22 protein-coding genes and 3 pseudogenes are annotated in these 22,902 nt (G+C 55.3%); 10 read left to right on the plus strand and 15 right to left on the minus strand.

Going from position 1 to position 22,902, the window contains the following annotated elements:
- The first annotated feature begins 30 nt into the window (after window positions 1-30).
- Both chrA and D8767_RS11800 read left to right on the plus strand, forming a co-directional pair.
- Entirely contained in the window at window positions 31-1,236 is a 1,206-nt protein-coding gene (gene chrA / locus D8767_RS11795) for a chromate efflux transporter (protein ID WP_029380191.1), read from the plus strand.
- 10 nt (window positions 1,237-1,246) lie between these two features.
- Entirely contained in the window at window positions 1,247-1,552 is a 306-nt protein-coding gene (locus tag D8767_RS11800; RefSeq protein ID WP_009405714.1) for a PadR family transcriptional regulator, read from the plus strand.
- Window positions 1,553-1,885: 333 nt separating this feature from the next.
- On the opposite strand, the gene D8767_RS11810 is transcribed toward D8767_RS11800, so the two are convergent.
- From D8767_RS11810 to D8767_RS11820, 3 genes are read right to left on the minus strand one after another with little or no spacing between them, the layout of a single operon-like run.
- On the minus strand, window positions 1,886-3,448 hold the full coding sequence (locus D8767_RS11810; protein WP_009405712.1) for an IS66 family transposase: 1,563 nt from the start codon (window positions 3,446-3,448) through the stop codon (window positions 1,886-1,888).
- A gap of 49 nt (window positions 3,449-3,497) precedes the next feature.
- Window positions 3,498-3,833: an IS66 family insertion sequence element accessory protein TnpB gene (tnpB, locus tag D8767_RS29170; protein WP_009405710.1), complete on the minus strand. Its 336-nt coding sequence runs from the start codon at window positions 3,831-3,833 to the stop codon at window positions 3,498-3,500.
- Entirely contained in the window at window positions 3,830-4,147 is a 318-nt protein-coding gene (locus tag D8767_RS11820; protein ID WP_009405708.1) for a transposase, read from the minus strand. Before D8767_RS11820 ends, tnpB begins: the two co-directional genes overlap by 4 nt.
- A gap of 127 nt (window positions 4,148-4,274) precedes the next feature.
- Between D8767_RS11820 and D8767_RS11825 the strand changes: the two genes are divergently transcribed.
- The 4 genes and pseudogenes from D8767_RS11825 to D8767_RS11840 all read left to right on the plus strand — a co-directional run bounded on the left by D8767_RS11825 (window position 4,275) and on the right by D8767_RS11840 (window position 6,049).
- Window positions 4,275-4,595 (plus strand): NUDIX domain-containing protein, encoded by a 321-nt coding sequence (locus D8767_RS11825; RefSeq protein ID WP_016711368.1) that lies wholly within the window; start codon window positions 4,275-4,277, stop codon window positions 4,593-4,595.
- Between the two features lie 239 nt (window positions 4,596-4,834).
- Window positions 4,835-5,062, plus strand: a pseudogene (locus D8767_RS11830) (hypothetical protein); the annotation flags it as partial.
- 222 nt (window positions 5,063-5,284) lie between these two features.
- The gene (locus tag D8767_RS29605; protein ID WP_016711366.1) at window positions 5,285-5,719 is read left to right on the plus strand and encodes an NUDIX domain-containing protein; all 435 of its coding nucleotides are present in this window, start codon (window positions 5,285-5,287) and stop codon (window positions 5,717-5,719) included.
- 57 nt (window positions 5,720-5,776) lie between these two features.
- Window positions 5,777-6,049 carry a PepSY domain-containing protein gene (locus tag D8767_RS11840; protein WP_029380190.1) on the plus strand — a complete coding sequence of 91 codons (273 nt, stop codon included), beginning with the start codon at window positions 5,777-5,779 and terminating at the stop codon, window positions 6,047-6,049.
- A 193-nt stretch (window positions 6,050-6,242) separates the two neighbouring features.
- Here D8767_RS11840 and D8767_RS11845 read toward each other — a convergent pair whose 3' ends face one another.
- From D8767_RS11845 to D8767_RS11900, 11 genes and pseudogenes are all read right to left on the minus strand, one after another.
- A complete protein-coding gene (locus D8767_RS11845) occupies window positions 6,243-6,917 on the minus strand; it encodes a sensor histidine kinase KdpD (RefSeq protein ID WP_016711364.1) in 675 nt (224 codons plus the stop codon).
- Window positions 6,918-7,006: 89 nt separating this feature from the next.
- Window positions 7,007-7,987 (minus strand): IS5-like element ISPa41 family transposase, encoded by a 981-nt coding sequence (locus D8767_RS11850; RefSeq protein WP_003117291.1) that lies wholly within the window; start codon window positions 7,985-7,987, stop codon window positions 7,007-7,009.
- A gap of 582 nt (window positions 7,988-8,569) precedes the next feature.
- On the minus strand, window positions 8,570-8,806 hold the full coding sequence (locus tag D8767_RS28725) for a hypothetical protein (RefSeq protein WP_155738439.1): 237 nt from the start codon (window positions 8,804-8,806) through the stop codon (window positions 8,570-8,572).
- Between the two features lie 476 nt (window positions 8,807-9,282).
- The gene (locus tag D8767_RS28730) at window positions 9,283-9,756 is read right to left on the minus strand and encodes a hypothetical protein (RefSeq protein WP_155738438.1); all 474 of its coding nucleotides are present in this window, start codon (window positions 9,754-9,756) and stop codon (window positions 9,283-9,285) included.
- Between the two features lie 531 nt (window positions 9,757-10,287).
- The gene (locus tag D8767_RS11870) at window positions 10,288-10,857 is read right to left on the minus strand and encodes a hypothetical protein (protein WP_016711358.1); all 570 of its coding nucleotides are present in this window, start codon (window positions 10,855-10,857) and stop codon (window positions 10,288-10,290) included.
- Entirely contained in the window at window positions 10,854-12,779 is a 1,926-nt protein-coding gene (locus D8767_RS11875) for a tyrosine-type recombinase/integrase (RefSeq protein ID WP_157782262.1), read from the minus strand. Before D8767_RS11875 ends, D8767_RS11870 begins: the two co-directional genes overlap by 4 nt.
- Before the next feature lie 43 nt (window positions 12,780-12,822).
- Window positions 12,823-14,991 (minus strand): hypothetical protein, encoded by a 2,169-nt coding sequence (locus D8767_RS11880; protein WP_020371259.1) that lies wholly within the window; start codon window positions 14,989-14,991, stop codon window positions 12,823-12,825.
- On the minus strand, window positions 14,975-16,126 hold the full coding sequence (locus D8767_RS11885) for a site-specific integrase (RefSeq protein ID WP_016711355.1): 1,152 nt from the start codon (window positions 16,124-16,126) through the stop codon (window positions 14,975-14,977). The genes D8767_RS11880 and D8767_RS11885 overlap by 17 nt, the downstream gene beginning before the upstream one ends.
- A 129-nt stretch (window positions 16,127-16,255) precedes the next feature.
- Window positions 16,256-16,627: pseudogene (locus D8767_RS11890) on the minus strand (endonuclease); the annotation flags it as partial.
- A 6-nt stretch (window positions 16,628-16,633) separates the two neighbouring features.
- A complete protein-coding gene (locus D8767_RS11895; RefSeq protein ID WP_016711353.1) occupies window positions 16,634-16,876 on the minus strand; it encodes a DUF1654 domain-containing protein in 243 nt (80 codons plus the stop codon).
- Between the two features lie 105 nt (window positions 16,877-16,981).
- Window positions 16,982-17,281: pseudogene (locus D8767_RS11900) on the minus strand (NAD(P)/FAD-dependent oxidoreductase); the annotation flags it as partial.
- Window positions 17,282-17,482: 201 nt separating this feature from the next.
- Here D8767_RS11900 and hpaR point away from each other — a divergent pair.
- Complete coding sequence (hpaR, locus tag D8767_RS11905) at window positions 17,483-17,911, plus strand: homoprotocatechuate degradation operon regulator HpaR (RefSeq protein WP_100213974.1); 429 nt, start codon at window positions 17,483-17,485, stop codon at window positions 17,909-17,911.
- Window positions 17,912-17,972: 61 nt separating this feature from the next.
- Here the strand turns inward: hpaR and D8767_RS11910 are convergent, their stop codons facing one another.
- Complete coding sequence (locus D8767_RS11910; protein ID WP_016711350.1) at window positions 17,973-19,061, minus strand: asparaginase; 1,089 nt, start codon at window positions 19,059-19,061, stop codon at window positions 17,973-17,975.
- A 314-nt stretch (window positions 19,062-19,375) separates the two neighbouring features.
- Between D8767_RS11910 and D8767_RS11915 the strand changes: the two genes are divergently transcribed.
- The 3 genes from D8767_RS11915 to D8767_RS11925 are packed head-to-tail and all read left to right on the plus strand — an operon-like array spanning window position 19,376 to window position 22,899.
- On the plus strand, window positions 19,376-20,332 hold the full coding sequence (locus D8767_RS11915; protein WP_016711349.1) for a sugar ABC transporter substrate-binding protein: 957 nt from the start codon (window positions 19,376-19,378) through the stop codon (window positions 20,330-20,332).
- 21 nt (window positions 20,333-20,353) lie between these two features.
- Window positions 20,354-21,907 carry a sugar ABC transporter ATP-binding protein gene (locus tag D8767_RS11920; protein WP_016711348.1) on the plus strand — a complete coding sequence of 518 codons (1,554 nt, stop codon included), beginning with the start codon at window positions 20,354-20,356 and terminating at the stop codon, window positions 21,905-21,907.
- A complete protein-coding gene (locus D8767_RS11925; RefSeq protein WP_016711347.1) occupies window positions 21,904-22,899 on the plus strand; it encodes an ABC transporter permease in 996 nt (331 codons plus the stop codon). Before D8767_RS11920 ends, D8767_RS11925 begins: the two co-directional genes overlap by 4 nt.
- Window positions 22,900-22,902: the final 3 nt, after the last annotated feature.

Genomic DNA, 22,902 nt, shown 5'->3' on the forward strand with positions numbered 1-22,902 from the left:
TCCAACCCTGTCACAGATCAAGTAATGACCATGACTGAGATCACCAAGACTGACCGTAGCCCTTGGGCTGTTTTTTTGATCTTCCTCTGCTTGGGGCTCACCTCCTTCGGCGGCCCAATCGCACACCTGGGCTATTTCCGCGATGAGTTCGTGGTGCGTAGACAATGGTTGAGCGAGCGCAGCTATGCGGATCTTGTCGCCCTTTGCCAGTTTCTGCCAGGGCCGGCCAGCAGCCAGGTCGGTATCGCGCTCGGTCTGTCGCGCTCTGGCTATCGCGGCGCGCTGGCCGCGTGGCTGGGCTTCACCTTGCCCTCCGCAATTGCCCTGATCCTCTTCGCACTCGGCATCGCCAGTTATGGTGATGCCATGCCTGCTGGCGTGCTGCACGGTTTGAAGGTGGTGGCCGTGGCAGTGGTCGCCCAGGCGGTCTGGGGCATGGCGCGCAATCTGTGTCCCGATGCACCGCGTATTTCCATCATGGCGGCGGCGACCTGCTTCGTGCTGCTCATACCCTCTGCCTGGGGGCAAGTGAGTGTCATCATCCTTGCAGCCATCGTCGGCCTGCTGCTGTTCAAACCGCAACAGGGAGAGGCCCATGATCCACTGCCGATCAGCGTGCGGCGTCGCGTTGGCCTGTTCTGGCTGGCGCTGTTCTTTGCTCTTCTGCTGGGGCTGCCGTTGCTAGCAGCTGTGTTCCCGAATCAGACATTGGCGATGGTGGATGCCTTCTACCGCGCCGGCTCGCTGGTATTCGGTGGCGGGCATGTCGTGCTGCCGCTGTTGCAAGCTGAGGTCGTACCAACAGGCTGGGTCGACAATGATGCATTCCTCGCGGGCTATGGTGCGGCGCAGGCCGTGCCGGGGCCTCTGTTCACCTTTGCAGCCTTTCTCGGCGCCTCGATGAACCAAGCACCAACTGGCTGGCTTGGCGGCCTGATCTGCCTTCTGGCGATCTTTGCGCCGTCTTTCCTGCTGGTGGTGGGTGCCCTGCCGTTCTGGGAACACCTGCGCCGTAACCTGCGCACGCAGGCTGCACTGCTCGGCATCAATGCGGCCGTGGTCGGCCTGCTGCTGGCTGCTCTCTACCAGCCCGTGTGGACGAGTGCGATTCATGGCCCGCAAGACTTCGGCCTGGCCCTTGTGGCACTGGTGGCGTTGATGTTCTGGAAGCTGCCGCCGTGGCTGGTCGTGCTGGGCAGCGGTATCCTAGGCGGGCTGTTGAGCATTGCCCTGTGAGAGGCGGCGAATGACCGACAAAGACCTCTACGGCGGGTTGATCCGCCTGCACATCCTGCACCACGCCGCCGAGGCTCCCATCTTCGGGCTGGCCATCATCGAAGAGTTGCGACACCACGGCTACGAGCTTAGCGCGGGCACGCTGTATCCGATGCTGCACGGTCTGGAAAAGAAAGGTTATCTGCGCTCGCACCATGAGCGTACCGGGCGCCGTGAGCGACGCATGTACGAGATTACCGATGAAGGCCGAGTCGCGTTGGCGGATGCCAAAGTCAAGGTCAGGGAGTTGTTCGGAGAGTTAATCGAAGGGCGCTGATGGCCTTATCCGGAGTGCCTGCGGCCAGCTACTTGCTTTCATGACCGCGCACTGACCGAAAGCAGTGGTCTATTAGCTACGTCCGCTTTTGGCCGATTCTGTTGAAAAAGTCGACCATGGTTTCCGCAGCAGAAAAGTATGCGTCCGAGATTGAAATCTTTACTTTCGGCAGAGGCTTCCGGACTCAGATTTCACGTAGCAGTGTGCAAAAAAGGCGTTTTAACCAGTCAATGACCGGGCTGTTTGGGCGAACCGACTTTTTCAACAGAGTCGGTCGATTTCTGCCGGTCAGGGCGTACCCGTGCGCGGTTCAAATTCGATGCAAACAACTGGTCAAGTCGAGTGCAAACGGGTGGTCAAGTCCATGCAATTACGCAGCATCCACTGATGCGGCAGTAGATGTTCGATCTCACTAGCTTTCTGCGTCGGCAATCGCGTCAGTACATCCTTGAGATATGCGTACGGATCATGCCCGTTCATGCGTGCCGACTGGATCAAACTCATGATCGCTGCCGCTCGTTTGCCACTGCGCAGAGACCCGGCGAACAACCAATTGGAGCGCCCAAGCGCCCATGGTCTGATCGTGTTCTCCACCGGGTTGTTGTCGATGGGTACGGCACCATCATCCAGGTAGCGCATCAGCGCTACCCAGCGTTTCAAGCTGTAATCCAGAGCCTTGGCCGTGGCCGACCCCTCGGGCACGAGGTCGCGCTGAGCCAGCATCCATTCATGTAACTTCTGTGCAATGGGCGCCGCTATTTCTTGGCGTAATCGCCATCGTTCTTCATCGCACATGTCTTTGGCCTGCCGTTCGACTTCGTACAGCCCGCCGATTGAGTGCAGCGCTTGTTCGGCCAACTGGCTTTTGTTCGCTGCATGCAGGTCGAAGAACTTACGGCGGGCATGCGCCATGCAGCCGATTTCGGTGATATCCAGGTCGAAGCTGGCCTTGTAACCCGCGAAGTCATCACAGACCAGCTTGCCGTTCCAGGTGCCCAGGAAGTTGCGCGCATGTTCGCCGGCGCGGCTGGGGCTGAAGTCGTAGACCACCGCCTTGAGGGCCGAGTAAGGCGTCGTGCAATAAGCCCAGACATAAGCTCGATGCGTTTTCTTCTCTCCGGGAGCCAGCATCTGCACCGGAGTTTCATCGGCATGCACGACTCGCTGAGCCAGCACCGCTTCGCGCAGTGCATCCACCAGCGGTTGTAGCTGTACGCCAGTTTGGCCCACCCATTGAGCCAGCGTTGAACGCGGGATCGCCAGGCCTGCACGGCCAAAGATCTTTTCTTGCCGGTACAGCGGCAGATGGTCAGCGAATTTGGCTACCATCACATGCGCCAGTAGGCCTGCGGTCGGGATGCCCTTGTCGATCACCTGGGCCGGCACCGGTGCTTGGATCAGTGTTTCGCACTGGCGGCAGGCCCACTTTCCACGTACATGCTGCTCAACGGTAAACACGCCAGGTGTGTAATCCAGCTTCTCGCTAACGTCTTCGCCGATGCGCTGAAGCTGGCACCCGCAGACACACTGGGTGTTCTCTGGCTCGTGACGAATGACGGTACGTGGGAACTGCGGCGGTAGCGGCGCGCGCTTGGGCTTTTGGCGGGGTTCGTCCGACGTTGGGGCGGGACGAAGCGCGTTCAGTTCTGCCTCGATAGCCTCAAGGTCGGTGTTGAGCAAGTCATCCAGCAAGCTGCCTTGCGCTGGGCTGATCTGCTCGCTGCGCTTGGCGAACTTGTGGCGCTTGAGGATGGCAATCTCGTGAGAGAGCTGCTCAATGATCGTCTCGTCACGATGGATTTTTCGCGCCATGGTGTCGACCTTCGACAGCAACTGCGCAGCGAGTGCGCGCAGTTGTTCGGGTGTCATTTGGGCGAGATTGGGCGAGGAAGTCATGCCGTGGATTTTACCAAAGCGATCCACCTGCCACAGCTGAAAAGCAAGGCTAAATCACTGTGATTGCGCCGTTAGCGCCAACTCGCTGCCATGGCAAACCGAGCACCAGCGCTTGAAGTTGTTCAGCGTCGAGCCCAACTTCCAAGCCGCGATGAGTGCCAGGCCAGTGAAACTTGCCTTGGTTCAAACGCCTCGCGGCAAGCCAGATGCCCACGCCATCGTGCACCAGCACCTTCATCCGGTTGGCCCGGCGGTTGGCGAACAGATAAGCGCAGTGCGGCTTCGCCGCACCGAACACAGCGACCACGCGGGCCAACGCAGTTTCGGTGCCGGCGCGCATGTCCATGGGCTCGGTGGCTAGCCAGATGGCGTCGATGCGCATCATTGCGAGAGGCTGCGGATAAAACGTGCGCAGCCGTCCGGGTCGGAGATGGGCCATTTTACCGTGATGGATTTGTCGCCCAGCGACAGTGCGATGACCACGGCTTCATCAGCTTGCCGTTTAGGAATCGGTTGCAGCGGTACAAACGCGGGAAGTGGCGCGACGGGTTTATCACGGTAAATCGGCAGCCACTTGCGAATCACGTTGGCATTGATGCCGTGGCTGATGGCGACGCTGGAAACTGAGGCACCGGGTTTCAGGCATTCCTGCACGACCTGGGCCTTAAAGGGTTTGGGATAGGAGCTTCGTTGGCGCATGGAAATCCTAGCGATAAGGGTGATCGCGTCCGCTTAAAATAGGCGGACACCATCGCCCTTAATTCCGGATTTCTGAAGGTGTGTTCTCTGGCCGCTTACCATCTGCCTGCGCAGCGGTAGGGTGCTGATGGTGCGCAAGAAAGGCGGCAAATGGAATTTCCCTGGTGGTTCGATTGAAGCAGGCGAAACGCCTTTTGCAGCGGCTGCTCGAGAACTAGAGGAAGAGACGAGCATCACCGGTCATGACTTGCTTCACCTGTGCACCATCACTGTGGAATCGACCATTCACCATATTTACACCACCCACTTTCACGCCGGCGATAAAGCCGTAGCCTGCAATGAGATTGCGGCGTGCAAATGGTTACCGCGCGCCAAGCTGAAACCTTCCTTGCTCAAGGCCACGGCTGCGGGCCTTATAGCGACCCACCTGCCGGCCCTGATCGTTTAGCGGAGCGATGTCGCTCGGCGCTCGCTAATAGCGAGCGCGCCATGGTTTTCAGGGGGCTATCCAGCCTGGAACTATCCCAATAGCTCATGCGCATGGTCACTCCCACGAGCCGTGCCTGTCCTAATTCCTCAAGTTCGACGCCTCCAGCGGATACTTGCCGGCGACCTCAGCCACGCAGCATGAGTAGCCTTGAGGTTTCTAGACAATCAGACTAATACTTAGGTCATGCCGGATGAGGGATGATCATGCAGATGCGCTTTGTTGTGGTTCCCGCTGTACCCACGGAAAAGGAGATTTTTCCTCGCCGCATCGGAGTTCCCAGTGCTTCTGGGGCAGGCTTCGACCTCTACGATAACCACAGCAAAACCAGGTTGATTTTGAATTTCCCTACTCGTGCCGAGGCGGATTACGAATGTGACCGTCGCAACAACCAATGCGGCGCGAGTGGATCAACCTTTATAGAAGGTGACTCAAGGTATATCGGGCGCGAGTTGCGCTCTGAAGGAGCTGGATCCAGGTATGTAGGCTATGGCTGAAGCTTCGTACTGAGTCCAAGCACTACGATCTCTAGCCCCCATTTCCGAGGGCGGACGGATGATCTGAACTCGTTTCCGAACGTCGGTGTCATCAGCATACGGAAGCCCGCCCCTGCGTTCAGGATGTCGCGAATTCTTCAGGTGCGATCCCTCATGAGCGTCGCCAAGCATCACCCGCTCAGAGCTAAGGCCACGATCATCTGCTCACGAAATGACAAGATTCTGCTTGTCCGCAGGAAGGGTTCTAAATGGAAGTTTCCAAGCGGCGTGCTTGCGCCCGGTGAGGCGCCAATCGTTGCCGCTGCTCGCGAGCTTTGGAAGGCTCTGACGCTTCATTGCTCAGGCTTGAACCCTGTGGGCACTGTCGAGGTAGGCCACGTTCTCCACCACATTTTTACGACTGACATACCCGCCAGTCGCTGCGTCGCGCTTGGCAGAGGCATCGTCGCCTGTAAGTGGATTTGTTGGGAGGACTTGAGCTCAAGCATGCTGAAGCCCACAGCCGCTGCTTTGCTTTCACGAGACCTGCAGGAGCTCGTTCACCATGATGGGCGCCCGCAATCAGTGTCGGCTTTTAACACAAAATGAACGTCAAGATCAGCGTTCGGGTCGGATCGTTAACTGTCATGAAAAAGGATGTTAGCGATGAAAGCGATAACTCGAGTGTTCACTGGCCTGGCATTAGTTGGTGCTATGGGGGCTACTTCTGCATGGGCTGATACGCCCGGTGCTGATTGGAAGGTGAATAAGGATCAGGCTGAGGCCACCTTGAAAGGCGCAGGCTACACCCAGATTACCAAGATCGAAGCCGACGATGGTCACTGGGAAGGCGAGGGTATCAAGGCGGATGGCAAGCAATATGAATTCCAGGTTGATCCGCACGATAGCAAGATTATCAAAGACGAACTGGATAACTGATCAGGGCGGGTGTTGCTCTCTGAGCGTCCCGTGCCCAAAGCGCGGGCTTTTTTTCATTGGTCTCCAAATAGATTTCGGCGTTTCTGGGCCAGTCTCCAAGCAACGGAAGCGAGCGGCGGCTATCGACCCAGCTAACCTTCAGGTTTCCCCTCAAGGTCAAAGAGCAAGCTTTCTTTCGTTAAAATGGCAGGGCTTATATCGTTGGCTGTCTCGGAAAACTGACCCGAAAAGTCGTGCCTTGCTCAGGGCTAGATACGACATGAATGCTGCCGGCATGGCTGGCTGTGATTTCCTTGGCTATGAACAACCCTAGCCCTAGACCTTGGCTCTCCGCACCATCAGCACGACTTGCGCGTGTTAAGCGTGCTTCAGGATCAAATAGGTAAGTGATCTGGTCGGCAGAGATTGGTTTTCCCCAGTTGTGTACCTCAATTACGGCCATGTTCTCAACGCAGGTAGCACCTACTCGGATTGGCCGCTCAATATCCCCGTGTCGTATGGCATTTACCATCAGATTGGATATCACCTGGCTCATGCGTAGCGGATCGACGCTCGCCGGCAGTGCATCGGTACGTTCGAAAACAACGTTAATCTGTGGATGGGCGAAGCAGACCTCTTGTACCACCCTGGCACACAACGAAGTCAGGTCGATATCCTGACGTTGAACCGTGATGCCCAGGCCCAGGTTGCATCTGGCGAGATCCAGCAGATCGATCACCAACTGATTGACGCGCTCGGCACTGGTGTCGATCTGCACCGCCAAGCTCTGTTCACGCTCTCCCCACTGCTTCGCTTTGGTAAGCAGCGCCGCTCCCATCTTGATGGCCGTTAGGGATGCTCCGATCAACTTGTCGTGCAGCCGCGGCAAGTTGCAATTTTCCAGGCACCTACAGCGTCATTGGACGAAAAGTGACCGAAAAATCATGTACGGAGAGCTTTTTCGACCGGTTCTCCGTGTTAAACGCGAACCTCACCCATACCCATGAGCTGTTTTCGAACCCTCCACAGGTTTGCCAGGGCGAACAGCGTGGTCAACTGAGCCGTGTTTTTCATCAGCCCACGAAAACGTATTTTCACGTAACCAAACTGCCGCTTGATCACGCGAAACGGATGCTCGACCTTGGCCCGTGTCTGAGCCTTGCAGAACTCGATCTTGCGCTTGGCTTTGTACAGTACGCTGCGCTGGTTCAGCTTGGAATAGGTGCTGCGACGCGCTGCAATCTGCCAGATCACCCCCCGATTTTCATGCTCTTCGCGCCTTTCGACACCGGTGTAACCGGCATCTGCATACACGGCGTTTTCTTCGCCATGCAGCAGTTCAGCCACCTGCGTGACATCGGCCACATTGGCAGCGGTGCCATGGACGTGATGCACCAGGCCGGACTCGACATCGGCACCGATGTGCGCCTTCATCCCGAAGAAATACTGACCGCCTTTCTTGGTCTGGTGCATCTCGGGATCACGCTTGCCTTCTTTATTTTTGGTCGAGCTGGGGGCATGAATAATGGTGGCATCGACGATGGTGCCTTGGCGCAGCGACAGGCCTTTTTCCTGCAGATAACCATTGATGACCGCAAGGATTGCCGGTGCGAGCTGATGCTTCTCCAGCAAGTGCCGGAAGTTCATGATCGTGGTGTCTTCGGGGATTGGCGCGCTCAGCGTCAGGCGTGCGAACTGGCGCATGGGCGTGATTTCGTAGAGCGCTTCCTCCATGGCCGGGTCGCTCAGGGAGAACCAGTTCTGCAACAGATGGATGCGCAGCATGGTTTCCAGAGGATAGGGTTTTCTACCGCCGCCGGCCTTGGGGTAGAACGGTTCGATCAGCTCCAGCAGGCCTGCCCAGGGCACCACCTGATCCATTTCGGCGAGGAAGCGCTCTCGGCGGGTTTGCTTGCGCTTGCCGGCGTACTCAAAGTCGGAAAAGCTCATCTGGCTCATGGGCGGCTCGGATCAGGTGTTGCGGGGATTCTCGCATAACTGAAGGCTTGTTCGGAGATTCCCTAGACCTCAACGATGCATCCAAAGAGCAACGCAATGACCTTTATGGGCTTTTGGCAGCGAAAAATTGGATGAAGACAAAGGATGTCGACACCGTTTGGACGCTAACCTACCCAGATTTCAATCACGACTCAGAGGAGAACATGAAGGCAATTCGACTCTATCTGGAAAGCACGCTGTGTAATGCAGCGCAAAGTTTGAGGCTCAAGGAAATTTACTACGTTGCTCAATTGGGTAACGATAGTGTCTTAAGCCGAGTAGTTAAAAAAGTAGAAGGCGTCTACAAGGCGCTACCCACTAGCCTTTACGCGACGAAGTGAAGATCGCCAGTCCGGTGGCAAGCGCCATCGGATTGTCTAAAAAAGCCTCAGCTTCCTCGCTACGCTTTTCATGAGCAAGCAGAGCGCGCAGCCATGATGGCGTAGGCGCGAGGATGGAAGCCCGACAGGGCCAAGACGCGGCCAACGGCAGGCGGCTTGGTTCACGACAACCGGCCCACCGGGCGCGACCATAATTTAAGGCTCAAATTGCCTCATCATGATCATCTAGGGCTGCTTCAAGCGTAGGATGCCACTCCAGAGGCAGTTCGCCGGCCACACCAATCAACCTCCTGGCAATCCAACTATCTTCTTCCACATACGCCTCGGCACTAAGTCCTGAAAGTCCTCGGGAAGGAGTTTCCCGACATTTAGGGTCAACCAGGTGGCTGAGCTCCTGCTGACGAGCTATGACGTAATCCTTGATTTCCTCTGGATCCATCGAGACCCCACCGCAATCCGTCACGGTGTAATTTCTCAGCCCATTCGCTGCCTCGATGAACTATCGTTCCTGCTTGATCTCCCAAACCGAGCGCTTATCTCTGAAAAGCCATTTCCACAGCGAGGCGAGGGCGGTCACAAAGAGCGTGCCTTGGGCAAGTTGTGATCTTGATCCCACCTATGCTCCGAATCAGGAGCTACGCGTGTCAAGCAGGTGCTGACGGAGCCGGTGCCTCGTCATACTTCCCTCAACGTTGTTGTACATGCCCGACTTCTCCAGCAGTTTCGTTAAGTGGAGCTCATGATTGTAAACCAGCTTGAGCGAATGCCCCATTTAGGACAGCATGATTGCCCGGGCTATATCGATGTAATTCTTGGAGGTGGTATTGATGGGCTCATGGCCCGAGCTGAGATTTGATGATCTGTGAAACGGGCCAGCACAAGGGTATCGGTCGCTTGAATCTGCAGCGTGTGCAATTATAATCCTAGCTCGTACTCAATTTTCATGCCGCGCAGCCTTTTAGTTAATGCTTTTGGTGGACACCAATCAAAGGCTGCTTGTATGCAAAGATGCCAAATGTCGACTTGGATATAAAAGATTCCTGTTTCAGGAGATCTTCCCATAAGCTTGCGCCCCTTAAGAACTTGGTAAAGTGTGTTGATCACTCCCCGAGGGTAGCGTCCACGTCCTTTCTGATCTGCCACAGCGGCATAATGAAAGCAACCGCTATGACTATAGCTAGCCACGGCGTTATTCAACCTCTTTCTAAGCTCTTTTTTGCTTATTCGAGAAGCTACCACCCACCAGATAAACTCTACTTCCTCGAGCTCCAAGTCATCTGGTGGGAAGTCGCAATAATTTTCATATTCATCGAGTGGAAGGGGGCGATTAGGACGTGGCCGCGCTCGTTGAGGCTGCAAAGGCATTAAGAGACAGGACTGATCAGCCATTTCTTTCCTCGATAGGTACAAGGTACACAGAGCATAGATAGCCCGCTAATGTATACGTGGGAATCATGCGCGATCATAGCATCTCGGAGTGATGTGAGCCAGAGAGCTGAGTCGTCGCTGGCAATTTTGCTAGTCCCTCACTGATTCGATTGTACAGGCTCAAGTCAAGTGCATAATCTGCTGAGATGACAGGCTGGTCAGAATATACTATCCAAAATTTGATTTGGTGATGGAGGAAAGTATAGGGGACAACGCGTTGGGATATGAATTGCGCCAAGTTGTCGTTTGTATACGATACTTATCGATAACTTCGTATTTAGAATGCTCTCAGGCTCTACAATCAGTGGCATACAAAGGGAGCAGAAAATTGCTTAATGGCTGAGGAGGCTGATGAAGCTCAATTTTTACATGCGCCGCTAACAGGTACAGGTGACCAAGTGATAATTTCAAATGGTAGGGAGGGGCGGGGAATAAAGCATAAGGCGGTGCAGCAATATTAGCGAGCCGGTGTAGGTGCGCTGGTGGTTATTTTTACTTTATCATGGTTACGGTCTTCATCATTTGACGGAGCTGTTTGCTGAGTTCCTCATTGCGAATCTGAAGTTCGGCGTTTTCAGCTTTAAGATGTTCGATAGTGGCAATTAAAGTTCTGTGGCTGTCGATCATTTGGTTGCTGATAGCTGCAGTGAGAGCCTCTGCAAGGCGGAGGTTAGTTAGGCGATCAATCTCAGATGTCTGAGAGCGGAGTTCTTTTTTGATTTCTTCCTTTGTGGGCTTTTTACTTGCGCTGTATTTCGTTGCTGACAAACTTTCCCACAGATCTTCAAGTTCGGAATTTTTGTTGGTGATTAGCTCATGAATTTCTGGCTGACGGCGCTTGTTCAATAAGCTGTCATGGACACCGCTTTCTTTAGCGATATTGCGAGCGACGATTCTTCGATCTTTTACTCCGAGAACAGTGCCAGCCTCCATTAGGGTCTTGATGCGATTGAACGCCTTGTGGACTTCTCGATAAAGATTTCGCTTTGTTGGCGAGTTCACCCATTTAGGTTCTTCTGTAGCATTCACTACGTTTGAATATTGCTCTAGGCTAAATTTCATGCTGATACTTTTCCTTCCAAGCGGCGCTCAAGTTGCCTAACTACTTGAGCGCTGATGTTTCCTATAACCTTGAGAGGGTGGCTCTCTGCGATAAATTGATGCGCAATAGCAGTGCGTTCTAGCTCTTGCTTTTGCAGATTATTGTTCATGCTATGAGGGCATCCTGCACAAATCTCCGGCTTGCTCCGCTGATCAACATTAGGAGTTCCAGCTTTGGAATCATGACATTTCGCCAAATGTTGCTCGTTTCCACGAAGGGCGCAATAGCCCCATTCAAACGCGGTAAACCGCACAAATTCATTCGCCAACTCACTGATGTAATCATCGAATTCTGCTCCAGTAAGAATCGAAATTGCTGCCATGTCTTTTTCGATACGTTTTGCAGCAGGGCCATAGAAACGGTCGTCCAACCTACCATGCGCAATTCGGCCTATGACTTCTTTGGCGTAATCACGCTCAAGGCTAATTCTGACAGATTCACTTAGTTTTTCGCGTGTATAACGTCGGGTGTGGAATGAGCCTTGGGAGTGCCGAAAGTGTTCACGAATTTTATCCATGACGTTTCCATCAAATCTTCGCAGGGCAAATTCCGCAAATGTGTGGCGCGCTTGGTGAGGCGAGACTTCACTATGGATCTTTCCCGCTTCAGGATATTTTTCTACAACGTTAATTTTGTAAAAGGCTTTAAACCAAGCTCTTAAGGCTAGAGTGGAATACCCTGCGTCTGCTAACCATTGCTCATTACTGAATTTGCCTACACCGCGTGCTACTAAGAAAGCTTCACTTCTGTAAGCTCTGTGTAGCAACGGAAGATTAAAATCAGTCGTACTCACTGCCGATAGATTTTTCATAAGCGTTGCTGCATCTGCGGCAAGCCCATGCAACGACCTCGGGTGAGCGAATCCAGATTCTGTCTTATAGTTTTCGGAGATAAACCACCAAGAACCGTCAGGCTCCTGGTGGTAATCTTGGATACGCATTCCATTGATCTCGGAGATACGAAAACCGCTCAGCAGTGTGATGACGGTCAAAGCAGCTTTAGTCAGCTCGCTACAGAAATCGCTCAGTTCACCTTGAGTTTTCCAGGGTAAAGCGGCGTGAGAAAATTTCGTCGCGCTATCAACGGCATTTCCAAGTTCTGTTGCGGATGCTGCCCACCCTCGTTCAAATCGAGATAATACATACTGCGGAGATTGCATTCTTCGATAGAGAGCTAATCGATCTTTTTCGCCAAACCAGCTCGTGACCTTGGTTTTTTCGCGACGCCATTGCGTAAAAAATATTGCCGCAATCTGCGCTTCATCGGACTCGATTAGTGTGATTGCTTCAGCAAGCATTAATGAGGCGCAGGTCATAGGTATAGAGCCGTAACTGCCCCCTCTACTCCACGTCGCGTAATCCATATCAGAGCCCTGAAGTAGAGGCTCCATCGTACTCTTTTTGAATGCGGGGGTCATGCGGTGAATCACGCCGTCGACCAGAGTTCCACAGTGGAGGTGGTTGTGGGTCTTGTCTAGGATTCTGCACATCATCGAGAGCATCGAAACACCTAGAATATGGCATTCCCCGCTATTTTGCTCTTTTTTCATCATGAAAAATCGGAGCATAACCTGGATTTCGACCCTGGAAAGAGACTGAAGTGCCCGGTCGGTATAGTGAAGCTCCCAATATTCGCACAGTTCACGTAGATAAGCGAGCTCCTGCCGCGCGCTTGAAAGGCTGCTGACAACAATGCGCCCCCTGTCGTCAGCATACCCCCGTGAAATATCTCCGGCTAAGAAATACATTTGCGCGTATAGACGTTTCGCCATGGAACAGTTCCAGGCGAAGCTAACAGAATAGAAGTGTCCCGTCATTGGATCTTGAATTTGAAATAACTCATCACCATACTGATTAAGGATCTTTGGGTCTTCAGTGGTCATGGCAAACAAGGCTGAGGGGGCTGCGGTATTCTGCACGAGTTGTTTACCTGATGATCGGGGCGGGGAAGGTGTAATTCTTAAGCATATCCTTCCCCTGTGCAATAGTTTTTTGGTCGAACTGCTCAAGTGCATCTTCTATGTATGCAGCCTGCATGGCGATTGCGAATGCTTTTAATTCATCTTCGACCGACAATTCCTTAATTTTACTTATGCACTCATCCCGATAGCCCATCATTAGCGCAGCTGTAATACCATTAGTGATGATGAATGTCTTGCTATCCTTTTCGAGTTGTCCGAAAGGAGAGATGGTAAAGCCGGCGTTTTGGGCAGACATGAGCAATGCGTCAAATTCTTCCAGTTCGCCGACGTCATCTTTCGCCTGCGCCCAACCAAGCATCACTTTCAGATCGGCAATGCTGATCAACGTCTCGCTGCGAATAGCTTCTTGTACTTTACGTGCGTCTTCTACCATTAAATGGCCAACATTGGACGCAAATAACGCTCTCTTATTCAAGCGGTATTTGGTTTCGCTAGCGTTCATATATACTACCTGTTTTACGCCAGGCGAGTGCGCTGTTGCATCAGCCCCTACGACTTCTTGTGAGTATTTCTCAAAAGCCTCATTCTCTGGGTTGCCGCCGTCGGTATCTAAGATTGCACGCGACTGGGCGATTGAGGTAATTGTAATTGTCTGCCGTTTATGTGGGGCAGGATTTTTGCTGATAATTCCGGAATCAGCATTTTCGCGACGCCGCTTTTTGTTATTCCAGTTCGTGCGGTTATTCATCGCAACGCGACGGATAATGTCTGCAAATATTTCTATCTCAGAGTTGGCTTTGTATAGGGACTGATATTGGTGTGTGTGTTGAAAGGCGGCCATGACTAAAGGCCTATATGGAACGCAGTCAATGCTTTGAAGGTTTGACGTCACTGGCAAGTCAAATAATAAATCCCCAGTCTCCGGAAAGCGTCTCTGGAAACTGCACTTTAGCTCATTAAAAATAGCATAGGCATTATACTGTATGGACTTAGAGTAATGCATTGGTACGTCGCGTATTACCTGGGAGCTCCGGTTCTTTGTGTAAACGGCAGATGCTACGCTAGGTGTGATCCTGAGATCTCCATGCCGCATATCGGTAATGCCGGATAGTTGAACCCTATCGGTAGCTAGTAGCCATGCAAAAGCAATTTCTTCGCTAGGCGTATGCTTTAATAAGAACAGGTAATCTATATTGTGAAAGTAGAGCTTATGATCGTTATTTTCTGGATAAATGTCTAGCGTGCCAGTGCTGCGGAGGCCCAGCTTAATTAGGCGGTTAGCTTCTTCAATAGTTAAGCTTGAGTTGCTTTCGATTTGTCCGTATGCAAAGTCTACGCGGTTATGCAGAAGCCTCTCCTTTAATGAGATATTCTCGCTTTCTAGGATGGCGCCCGCGATAGCTTTATAAGCTGTACTACGATCGCTCTGGTTGGTGCTGTATCTAAGGCGTTCGTAGTTACTGCCGTATCGGTGGAGCATAACGGCAAGCTGTTCCATCACGTTTTTATTGCTAAGTAACTCTAAGCGCTGCTCGTTCATCTCGTTAAGGAATTCACAGCAAAAACGAATAGTAGATCTAACAATCTTCAATTCGTCTTTTTCAGGTTGGTTGGTGATCTGTCCTAAGCTGGGAGTTGCTTGTCCTTTACGATTAGAGACTGAAGGGATAAATGCTAAGGCTTCTCGGACAGCAGCCGCAGCTTCAGCCAGGGCTGGGTTACCATATGCCTTGTTGAGGAAAGCGTCGAAAGCCGTCCGGTAATTTGACATGTAAACACAAACAGAATTCAGGTTGGAGTTTTTCACCGTGCGCAAGTGCCTGGCGAAATCTTGCATAACCGCCGCTGGTAATCTCTGCGCATCTGGGTACTCTACTACCGCCCATTTTGCAAGTATATTGAACCTTAGGATTCTCGAGTATGCATCGGTAAGCGAGTTGGACTTGCTTTCTCCGCTGTTGAAATACTGCAGCAGAGATAGAAAGATAGGACAATCTCTAAATTGTTCGGGGATTTCAACGCGGCGCTGCTCAACTTTTTTGCCCTTATCTACTTGCATTGAGACAATTGCGAAAACATTTGATGGGCTGAAATCGACGATTGGTGTAGGAGCCATCGAGGAAAGCGTTACTGGGTTCTCATCTACGGTCTCGTTATCAGTCATCGTGCTCATTACTAAGTTCGCGCCTTATCTTTTCTCTACGGTTAAGCTTGCCATCAAAGACAATATAGTCTTGAGTTGTGGCTTTATCTTCATGTCCCATTTGCTCAGGTACATATTGCCACGGGTCATACCCATGTTTGTAGCAGAAATCAACCAGGTTCGTGGCGTACGTATGCCTTAGCGCATGGAAGGTGAGCTTCAGAAAATTTGGCTTTGTCAGAAAATATAAATGAGGTTCGTCGACATGGATCTCATCTAGGATATCATCGATTTTAGCGCTGGCTATGACTCTCGCTGATTTGAAGGTGTTTGTGGCGTGTCCTTCAAATAGAGGGGAACCATCTCTTTTGCAAATCAGTGATCCATCTGCAATTGCTCCTGGCTTGCGTCTTCCTTCCATGAAGGCTTTTATCTTCCTGAAAGCTTTCGGTGGCACGTCGACTTGGCGAAGCTTATCTCCCTTGCCAATTATGGGGATAGTAATTGTTTTTTCGTCCCTCTGCCCCGCCCGAAAAATGCGCGCTCTTAAATCTGGAGTTTGCAAGTTCCTTGAGTCAGTAATTTCAGCGCACCGTAGTCCGCAATGAAATCCAAGATGCAGAACCAACTCATCTCTTTCTTTAGTAAATGCACATTGAGCTTTGACGCTGCTCAGCAAGTGAGTGAATATCTTTTTTTCAATGTACTTATTAAACAGATCAAAATTGACCTTCTTTTTCGCGTCACCTTGATGTTTCTGTGCGGTGCTGACGTACTGGTAAGTAAAGGACGCAGGGGCATTGAGCATTCCAGTCTGCCAAGCATGCGCATAGAACGATCTGAGCGTTGAAATATGGCGCTTGATCGATTTATCGACACACGACCTGGCCTTTTTCAGATACCCGTATAGATAGCCAGACATGTCGTCGTTGGTGAGGTGCCTCCAATCCTGTCCGTGCGTTTGGAGTACCTCGAAAAAGCTTCGAAGGTCATGGGCCGAGGAGCGGATGGAATTCGGCCGCTGGCCGCCCTGAGCCAGATGTACGAGGTAGAGGGTAGGAGCTGGAACGATGCTCTGTTCGCCCAGCGGCCCGTTTTCAAGAATCACGTAGGTGCTTAGGGGGCCCCCTGACCAGCTGACGCCCTCTACGTATTTGACCTTCACCGTACCCTACCTCGAGATCTACAGGCCAAGATTGCTCACTAACCCTAGGCTAATCAGTAGGTTACGTCGATGTCAACGCACCTACGACAAGGTGTCAATGTTTCTTGAAAAACGGTGCTCTCTCGGATAAACCTCGCCGATGCTCGGTACAAGGTTATGCAGGTCAGCCTCGGCACGTTTGTACACCTCGTCATGCTGCGAGCACTGCTTGCGCCCGCCGTCCTGCCAGCACTGGCGCTGATGGCCGATCTGCCAGGCGGGCACGATGTGCTCCCACTCGATACGTGACGCGCGCTGGGCGTTCTTGCGCGGGGCATAGCCGCAGGACGCCAGGTCGACCTTGTTGCCTTTGTATTTGCAGCCGCAATAAAACTCGGTCGATTGCCGCGCATACAGCTTCCAGGCGACCTTCTTGGCCTCCTGAAAGGTGCGTGGGGCATCGGCTTGGGCTAGTGAAGCGGTCAGTAACAGGCAGGCTGCGGCAAAAAACGAAACTCTCATGCGGGGTCAGTCTTCCTTCGGTACGGTCCAGAAAACCTGTACGCCGCCATCGTCGCGGTGAGCGAGGGTGACGTTGTCGTTTTCTGCGATCTCCTCCAGCAAGGTTTCCCAGTCTTCCGGGCTTTCCTGTTCCAGGCGGAAGATCAGCGCCGCTCGGCTACGCTGGGCGGTAGGGCTGTTGATGATCTTTTGGATGCGTACACCCAGCTGTTCATAGCTGCTCGGGGTGGCGGAGGCGGTGCTGGACACAGGCATTTCCTTGTTTTGCTGTATGCACATACAGTATTTCACTGTAAGTAAATTCGCAACAGCTTGTCGGGGGAAATCCTTTCTTGGCCAGTCATGGCTATGACGTCAGGTAAAGCGTTCGAAACGGTAAGGCGCTGGGTCTATCAGCGGAGTTGCCTGGGACACCAGGTCTGCTGCCAGCTGGCCGGCCGCAGGCGAGGTGCCGAAGCCATGCCCGGAAAAACCGGTGGCCAGGGTCAGGCCCGGAAGACTGGCCACCGGGCCGATCACCGGGTTGGAGTCGGGGGTGACGTCGATGGTCCCGGCCCAGGCGCTGGCGATACGTGCCTGTTCGAACACGGGCCAGGCCGCCTTGAGGTTGCGCATGGCTTCGTCGTTGAGTGCCGGGTTGGCGAGCGGGTCTTGCGCCAAGCTCACCCCCGGGGAGTACCGCCAGCGGCAGGTGGGCTTGCAGTGAAGGGGCCATGGCAGCGTACCCGGGATGTGTTGTTGTTTGCAGCGGATGGTCGCAGCCCGCGCGCCAGGCTTGAATGGGTTTTCCGTGGAACAGATTGCACTTTCCATCGTGCATGCCCTTAAATTCGTGAACAGAGAAAAACCACAGGCTTGACCACGACCAAGACGCAACCTTCGCTCACGCTGAGCCTTCTGCAGGCCCGGGAAGCCGCAATGGCATTTTTCAGGCCGTTGTTGAACGAGCACGACCTGACCGAGCAACAATGGCGGGTGATCCGAATCCTCAAGCAGCATGGTGAGCTGGAGAATTACCAACTGGCAGAGCTGGCCTGCATCCTCAAACCGAGCATGACCGGGGTGCTGGGGCGGCTGGAGCGCGACGGGCTGGTGCGGCGGCAGAAGGCCGCGCGGGACCAGCGACGTGTTTTCGTGACGCTGACCGAGCGCGGGGAGGCGTGCTTTGCCTCGATGAAGGAGGGGATGGAAGCCAATTACCAGAAGATTCAGGCGCAGTTTGGCGAAGAGAAACTGCAGCAGCTGATGGGGTTGTTGAATGACCTGAAACGCATCGCGCCCTGAGCCCTCCCAAGGCAGCGTAATACCCCCCAGAGCCGGCGAACCGGCCCTGAGGGCGGAACGATCAATACTCCCAGAAGATCCGCTGCAGCTCTTTGCTGTCCTGGGTCTTGGTCATCGCCACCATCGCCAGAATCCGCGCTTTTTGCGGGTTCAGGTCATGGGCCACGACCCAGTCGTTCTTGTCATCCGGCTGTTCGGCGTTGCGCAGCACGAAACCACCCTGGTTGACGTGCGACGAGCGGATGATCTGCACGCCATTCTTGCGCAGCTCCTGCAGCGCCGGCACTACGCGCGACGATACCGAGCCGTTGCCGGTACCGGCATGGATCAGCGCCTTGGCACCGTTCTGCGCCAGCGCCTTGTAGGCCGTGTCGGTCACGTTGCCATAGCCATAGGCGATGTCTACCTGCGGCAGGCTGCTGATCTGCTTGATGTCGAACTCGGAATTGACCGTATGGCGCTTGGCCGGGAGGCGGAACCAGTACGACTTGCCTTCCACTACCATGCCCATCGGGCCCCAGGCGCTCTTGAAGGCTTCGGTCTTGATGTTGACAGACTTGCTCACGTCACGGCCGGACTGGATTTCGTCGTTCATGGTCACCAGCACGCCCTTGCCGCGCGATTGCTTGTCGCTGGCCACGGCCACGGCGTTGTACAGGTTGAGCATGCCGTCGGCAGACATGGCCGTGCCCGGGCGCATCGAGCCGACTACCACGATCGGCTTGTCGGTCTTTTCCACCAGGTTGAGGAAGTAGGCGGTTTCTTCGAGAGTGTCGGTGCCGTGGGTGATGACAATGCCGTCGACGTCTTTGCTTTCGGCCAGTTCGGCAACGCGCTTGCCCAGCTTCAGCAGGTCTTCGTTGGTGATGCTCTCGGATGCAATCTGCATCACTTGCTCGCCGCGTACGTTGGCCAGGTCGGCCAATTCAGGCACACCGGCAATCAGCTTGTCGACGCCCAGCTTGGCGGCCTGGTAGGTGGCACTGTTGGCGGCGCTGGCACCGGCACCGGCAATGGTGCCGCCGGTGGCAAGGATGACCACGTTGGCCAGCTTCTGCTGGGTTTCGGCTTCTTTGGCCGAGGCGGTGGTGGGCAGGATCAGCAGCAGGGCGAGGGCGCTGGGGGCGAAGGTTTTAAGTACAGCATTCATCGTTATTGTTCTCTCTCTTCCTAGTGAGATTTTTTGTATGTCGCACAGTACTCAAGGCATGTTTCATACCAGCTTGTGCGAATGAGTGATGGCGCGGCCTTGTGCCGCGAACGGGGACAGTATTCCATTCGAAATTCCGAACAGGCGTAGGAAAAGGTGTTCGGTTTTCCGGAAAAATTCTGGATAATCGGCACCAGCAGCACTCAGCCCACCGAACGCCAAACGGATTTGACAAACTCCGGTCTTGTTTCCATAGTTAGGCAACGCAAACGTTTGCGATCCGATAAAAAACACAAGATTCGGAGTCATCGTCCATGAAACTGCCGTTCCCCGGTCGTCTGCTGGCCCTCGCTGTCGTTTCCACCTTGTCCCTCGCCCTGCCGTTTTCCGCCGCCCACGCCGAAGACAAGCCCAAGGTCGCCCTGGTGATGAAGTCACTGGCCAACGAATTCTTCCGCACCATGGAAGACGGCGCCAAGGACTACCAGAAAACCCACTCGGATGAATTCGACCTGATCGCCAACGGCATCAAGAACGAGACCGATACCGGCGAGCAGATCCGCATCGTCGAGCAAATGGTCAATGCCGGCGCCAAGGCGCTGGTGATCGCCCCGGCGGATTCCAAGGCACTGGTCTCCGCAGTGAAAAAGGCCATGGACCAGGGCGTGGTGGTGATCAATATCGACAACCGCCTGGACCCCGAACTGCTCAAGAGCAAAGGCATCAGTGTGCCCTTCGTTGGCCCCGATAACCGCAAGGGCGCGCGCCTGGTCGGTGACTACCTGGCCAACGAGAAACTCAAGGCCGGTGACCAGGTCGGCATCATCGAAGGCGTGCCGACCACCACCAATGCCCAGCAGCGCACCGCCGGCTTCAAGGACGCCATGGACGCCGCACAGATGAAGATCGTCTCGGTGCAAAGCGGCAACTGGGAGATCGACAAGGGCAATGCCGTCGCTGCCTCAATGCTCAACGAATACCCCGACCTGAAAGCCCTGCTGGCCGGCAACGACAGCATGGCCCTGGGCGCTGTGTCGGCCGTGCGCGCGGCCGGCAAGACTGGCCAAGTGCAAGTGGTGGGCTACGACAACATCAACGCCATCAAACCCATGCTCAAGGATGGCCGCGTGCTCGCCACCCTCGATCAGGCGGCCAGCCAGCAGGCGGTGTACGGCATTCAGGCGGCGTTGAAAATGGTCAAGGGCGAGAAGCTGGACGTGGGTGCCGACAACGTCATCCAGACCCCGGTCCAACTCATCACCAAGCCCTGATTGCTGGCAGGAGAAACGGCCATGCCTGCATCGGCCAACGAAGTGGTACTCGCCGCCAGCGGGTTGGGCAAGACCTACGCCCAGCCCGTGCTCGGCGAGGTCAGCCTGAACCTGCGGGCCGGCGAAGTGCTGGCCCTGACCGGTGAAAACGGTGCGGGCAAGAGCACCCTGTCCAAGCTCATCAGTGGCCTGGAAACCCCGACCACCGGGCACATGACCTACCGCGGCCAGGCCTACGCGCCCGGCAGCCGCAGCGAGGCCGAGCGCCTGGGTGTGCGTATGGTCATGCAGGAGCTGAACCTGCTGCCCACGCTGACCGTGGCGGAAAACCTGTTCCTCGATAACCTGCCCAGCCGCTTCGGCTGGATCAGCCAAAAGCGCCTGCGCCAGCTGGCCACGGCTGCCATGGCGCAGGTCGGGCTCGATGCCATCGACCCGGATACGCCGGTCGGTGAGCTGGGCATCGGCCACCAGCAGATGGTCGAGATCGCCCGTAACCTGATCGGCGACTGCCGTGTGCTGATTTTCGACGAACCCACCGCCATGCTCACCGCCCGCGAGGTGGAGCTGCTGTTCACCCAGATCGAGCGTCTGCGTAAACGTGGCGTGGCCATTGTCTACATTTCGCACCGCCTCGAAGAGCTGCAGCGGGTGGCCCAGCGCATCGTCGTGCTGCGTGACGGCAAGCTGGTGTGTGACGAGCCGATCCAGCGCTACAGCAGCGCCGAGCTGGTCAACCTGATGGTCGGCCGCGAGCTGGGCGAGCATATCGACCTGGGCCGCAGGCAGATTGGCGCGCCCTTGCTCAAGGTCGACAAGCTTAGCCGCGCCGACAAGGTGCGCGACGTGTCGTTCGAAGTCAGGGCAGGGGAGATCTTCGGTATCTCCGGCCTGATAGGTGCCGGCCGCACCGAGCTGTTGCGCCTGATCTACGGTGCCGACCGCGCCGACAGCGGCAGCATTGCGCTAGGCCAGCCACCCCAGGCCGTTAACATCGATTCGCCCAAGGCGGCTGTGCGGGCGGGTATCGCGCTGATTACTGAAGATCGCAAAGGCGAAGGCCTGCTGCTGACACAGTCGATCAGCGCCAATATCGCCTTGGGCAACCTGGGCGCGGTATCGCGGGCCGGCATACTCGATGGCGAGGCAGAAAAGGCCCTGGCCGAGCGCCAGATCCAGGCCATGCGCATTCGCAGTGCCGGCGCGCAGCAAGTGGTGGGCGAGCTGTCGGGCGGCAACCAGCAGAAGGTGGTGATCGGCCGCTGGCTGGAGCGCGACTGCCAGGTGCTGCTGTTCGACGAGCCCACCCGTGGCATCGACGTCGGCGCCAAGTTCGACATCTACGGCCTGCTGGCCGAACTGGCACGTCAGGGCAAGGCTTTGGTGGTGGTGTCCAGCGACCTGCGCGAGCTGATGCTGATTTGCGACCGCATCGCCGTGCTGTCTGCCGGTCGCCTGATCGACACCTTCGACCGCGATCATTGGAGCCAGGACCAGCTGTTGGCCGCCGCCTTTGCCGGTTATCAGAAACGTGACGCACTGCTGCACGATGCAGCCCCCAGGATGGATGCATGAAAACCACCCCGCTAAACAGCCAGGGCGCCGCCCCTGTGCGCCGCAGTGGCACCTATTTTGGCCTGGGCACCTACCTGGGCCTGGCCGGCGCCTTGCTGGCGATGATCGTGTTGTTCTCGTTCCTCAGCAGCCACTTCTGGTCGTACAACACCTTCAGCACCCTGGCCAACCAGATTCCCGACCTGATGGTACTGGCGGTGGGCATGACTTTCGTGCTGATCATCGGCGGCATCGACCTGTCGGTGGGCTCGGTGCTGGCGCTGGCGGCTTCCACGGTGAGCGTGGCGATTCTTGGCTGGGGCTGGGGCGTTTTGCCCTCGGCGCTGCTGGGCATGGCCGTGGCCGCGCTGGCCGGTAGCATCACCGGTGGCGTCACCGTAGCCTGGCGCATTCCGTCGTTCATCGTCTCGCTTGGCGTGCTGGAGATGGCCCGTGGCCTGGCCTACCAGTTCACCGACTCGCGCACCGCCTATATCGGCGATGCCTACGCCTGGTTCTCCAATCCGGTCGCCTTTGGCATTTCGCCGGCGTTCATCATTGCCTTGCTGGTCACCGTGCTAGCCCAGCTGGTGCTGACCCGTACCGTGTTCGGCCGCTACCTGATCGGCATCGGCACCAACGAAGAGGCCGTGCGCCTGGCCGGTATCGACCCACGCCCGTACAAGGTGCTGGTATTTGCCCTGATGGGCCTGCTCGCCGGCCTGGCTGCCCTGTTCCAGATTTCTCGACTGGAGGCGGCCGACCCCAATGCCGGCTCAGGCCTGGAGCTGCAGGTGATCGCAGCCGTGGTCATCGGCGGCACCAGCCTGATGGGCGGGCGCGGCTCGGTCATCAGCACCTTCTTTGGCGTACTGATCATTTCGGTGCTGGCCGCCGGGCTGGCGCAGATCGGTGCCAGCGAACCGACCAAACGCATCATCACCGGGGCGGTGATCGTCATCGCCGTGGTGCTCGACACTTACCGTAGCCGGCGCGCAGGCCGGCGGAACTGACAA

This window comes from Pseudomonas sp. LTGT-11-2Z, assembly GCF_003691445.1.
In the GTDB taxonomy this organism is placed as follows: domain Bacteria; phylum Pseudomonadota; class Gammaproteobacteria; order Pseudomonadales; family Pseudomonadaceae; genus Aquipseudomonas; species Aquipseudomonas monteilii.

Bases quoted from the DNA above. Each gene is read 5' to 3' on its own strand.
- D8767_RS11920 (WP_016711348.1), top strand. From the start codon at position 20,354: ATGCCTGCATCGGCCAACGAAGTGGTACTCGCCGCCAGCGGGTTGGGC.
- D8767_RS11800 (WP_009405714.1), top strand. From the start codon at position 1,247: ATGACCGACAAAGACCTCTACGGCGGGTTGATCCGCCTGCACATCCTG.
- D8767_RS11825 (WP_016711368.1), top strand. From the start codon at position 4,275: ATGGTGCGCAAGAAAGGCGGCAAATGGAATTTCCCTGGTGGTTCGATT.
- D8767_RS28725 (WP_155738439.1), bottom strand. From the start codon at position 8,806: ATGGATCCAGAGGAAATCAAGGATTACGTCATAGCTCGTCAGCAGGAG.
- tnpB (WP_009405710.1), bottom strand. From the start codon at position 3,833: ATGATGCGCATCGACGCCATCTGGCTAGCCACCGAGCCCATGGACATG.
- D8767_RS11875 (WP_157782262.1), bottom strand. From the start codon at position 12,779: ATGACCACTGAAGACCCAAAGATCCTTAATCAGTATGGTGATGAGTTA.
- chrA (WP_029380191.1), top strand. From the start codon at position 31: ATGACTGAGATCACCAAGACTGACCGTAGCCCTTGGGCTGTTTTTTTG.
- D8767_RS29605 (WP_016711366.1), top strand. From the start codon at position 5,285: ATGAGCGTCGCCAAGCATCACCCGCTCAGAGCTAAGGCCACGATCATC.
- D8767_RS11925 (WP_016711347.1), top strand. From the start codon at position 21,904: ATGAAAACCACCCCGCTAAACAGCCAGGGCGCCGCCCCTGTGCGCCGC.
- D8767_RS11910 (WP_016711350.1), bottom strand. From the start codon at position 19,061: ATGAATGCTGTACTTAAAACCTTCGCCCCCAGCGCCCTCGCCCTGCTG.
- D8767_RS11810 (WP_009405712.1), bottom strand. From the start codon at position 3,448: ATGACTTCCTCGCCCAATCTCGCCCAAATGACACCCGAACAACTGCGC.
- D8767_RS11880 (WP_020371259.1), bottom strand. From the start codon at position 14,991: ATGAGCACGATGACTGATAACGAGACCGTAGATGAGAACCCAGTAACG.
- D8767_RS11915 (WP_016711349.1), top strand. From the start codon at position 19,376: ATGAAACTGCCGTTCCCCGGTCGTCTGCTGGCCCTCGCTGTCGTTTCC.
- D8767_RS28730 (WP_155738438.1), bottom strand. From the start codon at position 9,756: ATGGCTGATCAGTCCTGTCTCTTAATGCCTTTGCAGCCTCAACGAGCG.
- D8767_RS11820 (WP_009405708.1), bottom strand. From the start codon at position 4,147: ATGCGCCAACGAAGCTCCTATCCCAAACCCTTTAAGGCCCAGGTCGTG.
- D8767_RS11850 (WP_003117291.1), bottom strand. From the start codon at position 7,987: ATGAGCCAGATGAGCTTTTCCGACTTTGAGTACGCCGGCAAGCGCAAG.
- D8767_RS11870 (WP_016711358.1), bottom strand. From the start codon at position 10,857: ATGAAATTTAGCCTAGAGCAATATTCAAACGTAGTGAATGCTACAGAA.
- D8767_RS11840 (WP_029380190.1), top strand. From the start codon at position 5,777: ATGAAAGCGATAACTCGAGTGTTCACTGGCCTGGCATTAGTTGGTGCT.